This window comes from Streptomyces sp. NPDC058145, from assembly GCF_042884245.1.
GTDB lineage: Bacteria > Actinomycetota > Actinomycetes > Streptomycetales > Streptomycetaceae > Streptomyces.
On sequence record NZ_JBHVUH010000004.1, the window covers coordinates 508,224 to 517,312 of the forward strand.

5 protein-coding genes and 1 pseudogene are annotated in these 9,089 nt (G+C 72.1%); 3 read left to right on the forward strand and 3 right to left on the reverse strand.

The window, feature by feature from the left end:
* Positions 1-2: 2 nt before the first annotated feature.
* Positions 3-1,889, reverse strand: coding sequence for a sigma-70 family RNA polymerase sigma factor (locus ACFVVO_RS12370; RefSeq protein ID WP_390054099.1), 1,887 nt, complete (start codon positions 1,887-1,889; stop codon positions 3-5).
* A 252-nt stretch (positions 1,890-2,141) separates the two neighbouring features.
* Complete coding sequence (locus tag ACFVVO_RS12375) at positions 2,142-2,960, reverse strand: TetR/AcrR family transcriptional regulator (RefSeq protein WP_390054101.1); 819 nt, start codon at positions 2,958-2,960, stop codon at positions 2,142-2,144.
* 377 nt (positions 2,961-3,337) lie between these two features.
* On the opposite strand from ACFVVO_RS12375, the gene ACFVVO_RS12380 reads away from it, so the two are divergent.
* Together ACFVVO_RS12380 and ACFVVO_RS12385 are read left to right on the forward strand one after the other, a co-directional pair.
* On the forward strand, positions 3,338-4,717 hold the full coding sequence (locus ACFVVO_RS12380) for an NAD(P)/FAD-dependent oxidoreductase (protein ID WP_390054102.1): 1,380 nt from the start codon (positions 3,338-3,340) through the stop codon (positions 4,715-4,717).
* A 130-nt stretch (positions 4,718-4,847) separates the two neighbouring features.
* Positions 4,848-6,494: a SpoIIE family protein phosphatase gene (locus ACFVVO_RS12385; RefSeq protein ID WP_390054103.1), complete on the forward strand. Its 1,647-nt coding sequence runs from the start codon at positions 4,848-4,850 to the stop codon at positions 6,492-6,494.
* Positions 6,495-6,640: 146 nt separating this feature from the next.
* On the opposite strand, the pseudogene ACFVVO_RS12390 reads toward ACFVVO_RS12385, so the two are convergent.
* Positions 6,641-7,902: pseudogene (locus ACFVVO_RS12390) on the reverse strand (MFS transporter).
* A gap of 134 nt (positions 7,903-8,036) precedes the next feature.
* On the opposite strand from ACFVVO_RS12390, the gene ACFVVO_RS12395 reads away from it, so the two are divergent.
* The gene (locus ACFVVO_RS12395; protein WP_390054105.1) at positions 8,037-8,585 is read left to right on the forward strand and encodes a MarR family winged helix-turn-helix transcriptional regulator; all 549 of its coding nucleotides are present in this window, start codon (positions 8,037-8,039) and stop codon (positions 8,583-8,585) included.
* Positions 8,586-9,089 lie beyond the last annotated feature (504 nt).

Genomic DNA, 9,089 nt, shown 5'->3' on the forward strand with positions numbered 1-9,089 from the left:
GATCAACAGCTGAACCGCGCCTCCGCCCAGTCGGCAAGCGCCACCCGTTCGATCCCCCCGCCCCCCGGCGACACCACCAGCCGTACGGTCTCCCGCCCGGTGAGATCGACATGCACGGGTACGGCCGCGTCCCGCCCCCCGACCACCCCGGACCGCCACAGCTGAACCCCGTCGGCGTACACGGAGAAGACGACCTTGCCGAGCCCGAGGGTCATGTCGTCGACGCCGACGAGCGCGTCATAGGCGGTGCACCGGCGATTGAGGTCGACGATCACGGACGACTCTCCGTGGACGCTGACACCGCGCGCGTACCGCTTCCCGCCGACAGGCATCCCGTACCGCTGCCACACCCAACTGCTCCCCCACAGCCGCATCTCCGGCACGGCCCCGTCACCGTTGACGTCGTAACGCAGGCCGCTCCACTCGTAGACGACGGGAGCCGGCGGGGGAGTGGGAGCCGGACTGGGAGTGGCCGTCGGACGCGGATCGGGACTCGGCTTCGAAGTGGGCCGCGGAGCGTCCGTCGGCTTCGGCGCGGGGGCGGCGGTCGAAGAGGCCGGTGCCGGGCTCGTCCGGGAGACCGGCACCACCGGCGGGGCGACGGGCGGCTTCCTCGTGGCGGCCGATGAAGCGGCCGTCGAAGCGGGCGCCGGCGTCGAGACCGACGGCCGCGGTGTCGGCACGACGGGAGCGGACGGCGACGGCCCGGCCACCTCCCTCGCCGGACGGCCGTCGTGCACCAGGGCCAGCGCCACCGCGGCCGCGGCCACCGCGACCACACCGGCCGCGATCCCGGCCTTCACCGGCGCCCCGAGCCCCTCGGCGGCGGCCGCGCCGCCCGCACCCGAACCCGCGGAGGACCCGCCGGCCGCGGCGGCACCCGCGGCGCCCACTCCGGCGCCACCGGCGATGATCCCGAGGACCTTCCCGTACCCGGCGGCCCCGAACCAGCCGAGGACCGCGACCGGCACCACCGCGGGGATACCGCCCGCGACCTCCTCGATCTGCGCGGCCGCCAGCCGGCACCTGGCGCACTCCTCCAGGTGCTTGCGCAGCCCCCGTTCGGCGCGCAGCCGCAACTTGCGCCGGGCATAGGTGCCGAGCTGGTCGGCGTACCGGGCGCACTCCTCGTCACCGGTCAACGCCGCGCTGACATGGGCCTGCAGATAGGCCTGCCTCAGCCCCTCCCGGGCCCGGCTCGCCAGCACCCGGGTGCCGTTGGCGTCCAGCCCGAACAGCACGGCCACCTCACTGGGCGACTCGTCCTCCACCTCGGTGTGCCACAGCACCGCCTGCCAGCGCTCGGGCAGCGAGCGGAAGGCCCGCAGCGCCATGGACTGCTCGGCCTCGTGCAGCGCACGCACATCGGCGCCCACGTCCACCGCTTCGTCACCGGCCCCCTCGGCGGGCCGCGCCGCCTGCTGGGCGAACACGGCGAAGTCGTCGACGAGTTGTTCACGCCGGGCGGACCTGGCCCAGTGCGCGGCCACACGCCGCACCGAGGTCAGCAGATAGGCGCGCACGGCGTACTCGGGCCCCGCGCCGCCCCGTACCGCCTGAAGCATCCCGGCGAAGACCTCGGCGGTGAGGTCGTCCGCGGTGTGGGCGTCACGGCAGCAGGTACGGGCGTAGCGCCGCACGGCGTCCGCGTGCCGCCGGTACAGCTCCGTGTAGGCGGAGTCGTCGCCCGTACGCATCCGGTGGATCAACTCGCCGTCCGCGGGCGGCGCCCGGCGGGGCGAGGGCACCCTGCCGTCCCGCTGGACGGGCACGCCTGCCTCGGCGGGCGCCCCGGCCGGTCCGCCCTGCTTCGGCACCTGCGGCGAGGTCAGCCCGGCGGCCTCGGAATCACCGTCACCACGCGACTCGTCCCACCCGTCAACGCCCATCGCGCAAAGCCCCCGAAACCGGCACAGCCCAACCCGTCACCGGCTCAGGGTGCCACAGCACCAATCCCCGCAGTACCAGGCGTCACCCGAACGAGAAATTCGGTCTGTCCGCGCCCAGTTGGCGCCGGCCCGACCGTGACCGCGCGTGCCACGCGGGCCACCCGCACCGCCCGGCCGCGACGGCGCACGGGTGGTGCGGGTGTGGAAGACGACTCCGCCGAAGCGGAGCCGGGCGGCGGACGGCCGCCGCCGCTACGCAGGCCGGGACCGGAGCCCCTCCAGCAGGATGTCCAGCAACCGCGCCGAAGCCGCGGCCTGCTGCGCCGCGTCCGGCAGCGAGGGCGCCGCCGTGGCGATCACGAGCAGCACGTCCGCCACGGACACGTCCGTCCGCAGCTCGCCCGCGTCCCGGGCCCGCTCCACCAACTGCCCGACGACCTCGAGCAGCGCGCCGACCCCGGCGTCGTCGGCCACGGCCGAGGACGCGTCCTCCGGCACCAGCCGCAGCTCACCGGCGCCCGGCTGCACCCGCTGCTGCGGCACCCGGGGCTCATCGCCCGAGCCGCCCGAACCCACCGGACCACTCGCACCGACCGCGCCCACCAGTCCGACAGGGCCGCCCGAGTCGCCCGGACCGGTGGAGCCGACCCGCAGCACCTGCGGCGGCAGCAACCGCCCGGCACCGGACGCCACGGACGTCCGCAGGAAGCGGGACAGCGCCGACCACGGCTCGTCCTCCTGACCGAGCGCGGTCCGCGCCTGCTCGGTCAGCCGCGCGGTCTCCTCCTCGGCTATCCGCCGGACCAGAACGTCCTTGCTCGGGAAGCGCCGGTACACCGTGCCGACCCCGACCCGCGCCCGCCGTGCCACGTCCTCCATCGGCGCGCCGTACCCCAGCTCGCCGAACACCTCACGCGCCGCACGCAGCACGTGCTCCAGATTGCGCTGTGCGTCCACCCGCAGCGGCGTCGTACGCGCCGAGTCCGCGCGTCCGTTGCCCGCCGCCGCGCTCACCGCCGTGCCGCCCGAGGCGAGGGCTGCCGACGACCAATGAGTGTCCTGAACATGCATGTGTTTCCCCCGGTAAATGACGTCTCCCCCCGGAGACTCCCCGCCACTGAATCCGGAGTGCGCGGACCTGGCATCGGTCCCGAGCGGGACCGTCCTTCGCGGACCCGTTCGACCACATCCCCTACACCCCGTCGACACACGAACATAGTTGAGAGGCAGTCAATTCAGAAGGGGCAGGTTCCGCACAGTGCGCCCCTCGATCGGAGTACGGGTCAGTTACGCCCCGATAACGCACCTTCGTCCCCTCTCGCCCGCCCTCGCTGACCTGCCCGCTTTCTCCCCGCTTCGGCAGCGCGCACCGACGCGCCCACCCCCGCTCGACGGTCACACAAATTGCCGGGGCTGTGGACAAACAAGAGCGTCGGGTGCGTCATGGGGTGGTGAAGGAACGTGCGCGCATTCTGGTTGTCGGCGGCGGCTACGTCGGGATGTACACGGCCCTGCGCCTGCAGCGGAGGCTGAAGCAGGAGCTCAGGCGGGGGGAGGTCGACATCACCGTCGTCACTCCCGACCCCTACATGACGTATCAGCCGTTCCTCCCCGAGGCGGCCGCGGGCTCCATCTCCCCCCGCCATGTCGTCGTACCGCTGCGCCGTGTCCTGGACCAGTGCCACATCGTCGTCGGCGAGGTCACCTCCGTCGACCACGCGGTGCGCACCGCCGCCGTCACCACCCTCGCCACCGCCGAGGAGGGCAGGACCGCCGAACTCATCGGCTACGACGAACTCGTCCTCGCCCCCGGCTCGGTCGCCCGCACCCTGCCCATCCCCGGCCTCGCCGAGTACGGCATCGGCTTCCGGACCGTCGAAGAGGCCATCGGGCTGCGCAACCACGTCATCGAGCAGATGGACATCGCCTCCTCCACCCGCGACCCGGCGGTCCGCGACGCCGCCCTCACCTTCGTCGTCGTCGGCGGCGGCTACGCCGGGGTCGAGGCACTCGGCGAACTGCAGGACATGGCCCGCTACACCGCGCGCTACTACCACAACGTCCGCCCCGAGGACATGAAGTGGATCCTCGTCGAGGCCTCCGACCGCATCCTGCCGGAGGTCGGCGAGGAGATGGGCCGCTACACCGTCACCCAGCTGCGCCGCCGCAACATCCAGGTCCTGCTGAACACCCGCCTGGACTCCTGCGCCGACCGAGTAGCCGTCCTCAGCGACGGCCAGCGCTTCCCGACCCGCACGCTCGTGTGGACGGCCGGCGTCAAACCGCACCCGCTGCTCGCCGCCACCGACCTGCCCCTCGACGCGCGCGGCCGCCTGAAGTGCACCGCCGAGCTGACCGTCGACGGCACCCCGCACGCCTGGGCCGCGGGCGACGCCGCGGCCGTCCCCGACGTCACCGCCGCCGAACCCGGCACCCACACCGCGCCCAACGCCCAGCACGCCGTCCGCCAGGCCAGGGTCCTCGGCGACAACATCGCCCACGCGCTGCGCGGCGAGCCCCTGGAGACGTACGCGCACAAGTACGTCGGCTCAGTGGCCTCCCTCGGCCTGCACAAGGGCGTCGCCCAGATCTACGGGCGCAAGCTGAAGGGCTACCCTGCCTGGTTCATGCACCGCGTCTACCACCTCAGCAGGGTGCCCACCTTCAACCGCAAGGCCCGGGTCCTGGCGGAGTGGACCCTCGCCGGGCTCTTCAAACGGGAGATCGTCTCGCTGGGTTCACTCGAACACCCCCGAGCGGAGTTCGAACTCGCGGCCGGTGGAAAGCCTCCGCACAGCCCCTCCGACGACCCGAAGGGGTCGTCCTGACCGGACCCGGGAACTCCACGGGCCGCCCCGGCGTCTGACGAATATCGCCGCGGACGGCCACCTGCCAGACTGCCCCACGTCCTCGGACGGGCACCTGCCCGCCCTCAGCACCCACGAGGCTTTCCCCACTGTGAACTTCACGCGTTGGAGCGCCCGGCTCCCCGGAACGCAGCGCCGCGCCGCCGCGCGGACCGACACCGCGGTCTCCCCGGACCGCCGGGGGGAAGGCTCCGTGCCCATGGCCCGCGCCGGACAGCCGGCCGACGGGACCCCGCCGGTGCCCGCCGTCGACGAACTGCCCGCGCGCGACGTCCTAGACCGTGTCCCGGCCCTCGTCGCCCTCGTCCACGGCCCCGACCACCGCGTCGGCTACGTCAACGGCGCCTACACCTCGGCCTTCGGCCCGCGGCCCCCGGGCGCCCCCGCCCGCGAAGCGCTCCCGGAACTCGCCGAACTCGGCCTGCTCCCGCTCCTCGACCAGGTACTGCGCAGCGGCAGATCCCGCACGCTGAAGTCCCGCAAGGCCGTCGACGGCCGCTCATACACGTTCACCTGCACTCCGGTCGCCGAGGACGGCGACCGCGACGCCGGCGTACTCGTCTTCGCCACCGACGTCACCGACCACGCCGAGGCCGCCGAACGGCTGCGCGCCAGCGAGCGCCGCCAGCGCGAGACCGCCGTCACCCTGCAGCGCTCCCTGCTCCCGCAGGAACTCGAGGAGCCCGACGACCTGCGCATCGCCGCCACCTACCAGCCCGGCGGCACCGAGGCCGCCGTGGGCGGCGACTGGTACGACGTGATCACCCTCGGCGGCGGCCGCACGGCCCTGGTGATCGGCGACGTCATGGGCCGGGGGGTGCGAGCGGCCGCGGTCATGGGCCAGCTCCGCACGGCCGTACGGGCCTACGCCCGCCTCGACCTCCCCCCGCACGAGGTACTGCAGCTCCTCGACGGCCTCGCCACCGAGATCGACGCCAACCAGATCGCCACCTGCGTCTACGCCGTCCACGACCCCAACGAGGGCCGCCTGGTGTACGCCTCCGCCGGCCACCTGCCCATCCTGGTCCGCGACGAGAGCGGCACGGTGCTGCGCGCCGACGAGCCCACCGGCCCGCCGCTCGGCACCGGCGGCTGGATGCACGCCTCCGGCTCGATCGCGCTGGGTCCCGGCTCCACGGCGGTCCTCTACACCGACGGCCTGGTCGAGCGCCGGAACGAGGACCTGGACGAGGGCATCGCGTCCCTGGAGCGCGCCCTGTCCGGCGCGACCGGCACCCCCCAGGTCGTCTGCGACCGCCTGGTCCGCTCGGCCGGCGTCACCGCCGACCACGACGACGACGTGGCCGTCCTCGTCCTCCAGCACCCCGCCCACAAGGGCCCCACGGGCGACCTGTTCCGCAACGCGGCCCTGGAACTCCTCGGCGGTGTGGAAGCGGCCCCCCGGGCCAGAGCGTTCGCCTCCGGCGTCCTGACCAGCTGGCGGTTCCCCGCCGAGCTGCACGACCTGGGCGTCCTCGCCACCAGCGAACTGGTCGCCAACAGCCTCCAGCACGGCACGCCCCCGATGCGCCTGCGGCTGCGCCGCACCGACCGCCGCCTGATCATCGAGGTCACCGACGGCGACGACCACCTCCCCCGCCGCCGCCAGGCAGAACCGGCCGACGAATCAGGCCGGGGCATCGCCATCGTGGCCACCATCGCCTCCAGCTGGGGCTCAAGAAGAACCCCGGGCGGCGGCAAGGCGGTGTGGTGCGAGTTCCTGCTGCCGAAGGGCTAGGAGCCCGCGTGGCTTCGGGCATGCGGGCCTCCTCCGTGCCTTGAGGGCCTGGGGGACCCCCAGGGCGGCACGGGTGGCCGGTGGGGAGGCACCCCGCCGGCGCGTAGAGGCGAAACACCCCCTGGCCCGCACCACCCCCGGGGGGCCTACGCCTCCGCGGTGACCGGCTCCGCGGCCGCTCCCGGGCCACCACTCGACTCCTCGCGGCAGCCCAAGGCTGATCCTGCGCAACAGTCAGCCCCCGCCCCAACCGCAACGCCAACACCGTGATCCCCAGCGAGAACAGCAGGAACGTCACGATGTACGGCGCGTGCAGCGAGGCACCGAGAGGCCCACCCACCGCCGGCCCAACAGCCAGCGCCAACTGCTTGACCAGGGCGAACGCCGAGTTGTACTGCCCAGCCATCCCCTCCGGCGCCAGATCCGCCACCAGCGGAGCGACCGTCGGCGACAGCATCGCCTCACCCAGACCGAACAGCGCGTACGTCGACACGAACGCGGCCGTGGCCATCTCCTGGCTGCCGTGCCCGAGCCCCGCGTACCCCGCCGCGAGCCACGCCACGGCCCAGACCAGCCCCACACCGGCGATCACCCGCGACCGCCGGCGCCGCTCGACGAACTTCAGCACGGCGAACTGCGCGACGACGATCATCAGCGTGTTCGCGGCCAGCGCCGTACCGAGCGCCGAGGTCGATATCCCCGCGGCCTCCACGCCGTACGCGCTCAGTCCCGACTCGAACTGTCCGTAGCAGGCGAAGAACAGCACGAAGCCCAGCACACACAGCTGCACCATCGCCCGGTTCCCGAGCAGCCGCTTCCAGCTTCCCCTCGCCCCACCGGACGGAGCGTCGGCGATACACGGCGAGTGCGGCGTCCGCACCGTCGCCATCACCGCGACCAGCAGCAGGAACATTCCCGCCTCGATCGCGAACAGCAGAGTGAAGGAGGAGACCCGGGTGGTGTCGACGAGATGGCCGCCTATCAGGCCACCGACGCCCAGCCCCAGGTTCTGCAGGAAGAACTGCGTCGCGAACGCCCGCGACCGGGTCTCCGCCGTGGAGCAGTCCACGATCATGGTCGCCAGGGCCGGCTGCATCACGGCCTGCCCGGCGCCGAGCGCCGCGGCCGACAGCAGTACGGCGCCGGCGTTGCCCGCGAGCCCCAGACTCAACGCGCCCAGCGCGGCGGTGACCAGGGCGGCGAGCAGAACCGGCAGCGGGCCGCGGCGCACGATCGCCCGGCCGGCGAACGGCAGCACGATCAACGCGGCCACGGCGAAGACGGCGAGCACGAGACCCGCTGTCATGGCCCCGAGGCCCCGCACCTGCGCCACATAGACGTACAGGTAGGGGACCGTGAAGCCGAGCCCGAATGCGCTGAGTGCGTTGCCCACGTGGATCCGGCGCATCGCCGCGCCCATCGCCCTGGTCACGTTCACCTCTCTCACTAGTTAGGAGTGAAGACTTCAAAGCTAAAGTTCGAAGCTAAAGAGTACACAGTCAAGGACTTCAGGGCAAAGGGGCCTCGTGTCATACTGCGGCCATGGCCGACACGCCCGGCGTCACGGAGCCGACCCTCGAAGAACAGATCGCCGCCTACCAGCGCGAGTTCCAGGACCTCGACCCGCAGGTCGAGAAGATCGTGTCGGCGCTGTCCAGGCTGAACCGCCGTATGAACGTCGCGTACGGCCGCCAGACCGCCGACCTCGGCATCAGCAACGCCGAGTGGGAGGTCCTCAAGGCGCTGGTCCTGTCCGGTGCTCCGTACCGCCTGGGACCCAGCGACCTGGCCAAGCGGCTCGGCCTCACGCCCGCCGCGATGACCCACCGGATCGACCGCATGGTCACGGAGGGCCTGGTCACCCGTGAGCGTGACGAGACCAATCGCGTCCGGGTGATCGTCGAGCTGACTCCCGAGGGTCGCGAGAAGTGGCTGGAGGCGATGCGTCTCGCCACCGTCTTCGAGGAGGAACTCCTCCAGGACCTCAGCCCTGCCGAGCGCATGGTGCTCGGCGAGGTGCTGACCAGGCTTCTGCGCCGGGTGGAGCACGCCCAGCCGGACGCCGGCGGCCGGCTCACCGACCTGGACTGAGCCCCACAAAAGACCTTGACAGGGGCCGCTTGACACTCCCCTGCCCGATCCGTATAGTTCTCCGGGTTGCCGCAGAGCCGTAACGGTTCCTCGACGACACCTCCGCCGCCTCGAGTGGCACCTCACACCACCAGCACGATCTCCCTACGGGATTGATTTCGGCATGCCTGAATTCAATTCGAATAGGGACTCGACGGCCCGATTGGGAATCGCCGAGCGGATCCGCTAAGGTTTGAGACGTCGGAACGGCCCAACGGCCGTGAAGACAAGCCCCGCTGACTGGGGGTCAGACGCCGAAAGGATCTGATAGAGTCGGAACCGCCGGAAAGGGAAACGCGAGAGCGGGAACCTGGAAAGCACCGAGGAAATCGGGTCGAGAAAAGATCTGATAGAGTCGGAAACGCAAGAACGAAGGGAAGCGCCCGGAGGAAAGCCCGAGAGGGTGAGTACAAAGGAAGCGACCGTTCCTTGAGAACTCAACAGCGTGCCAAAAATCAACGCCAG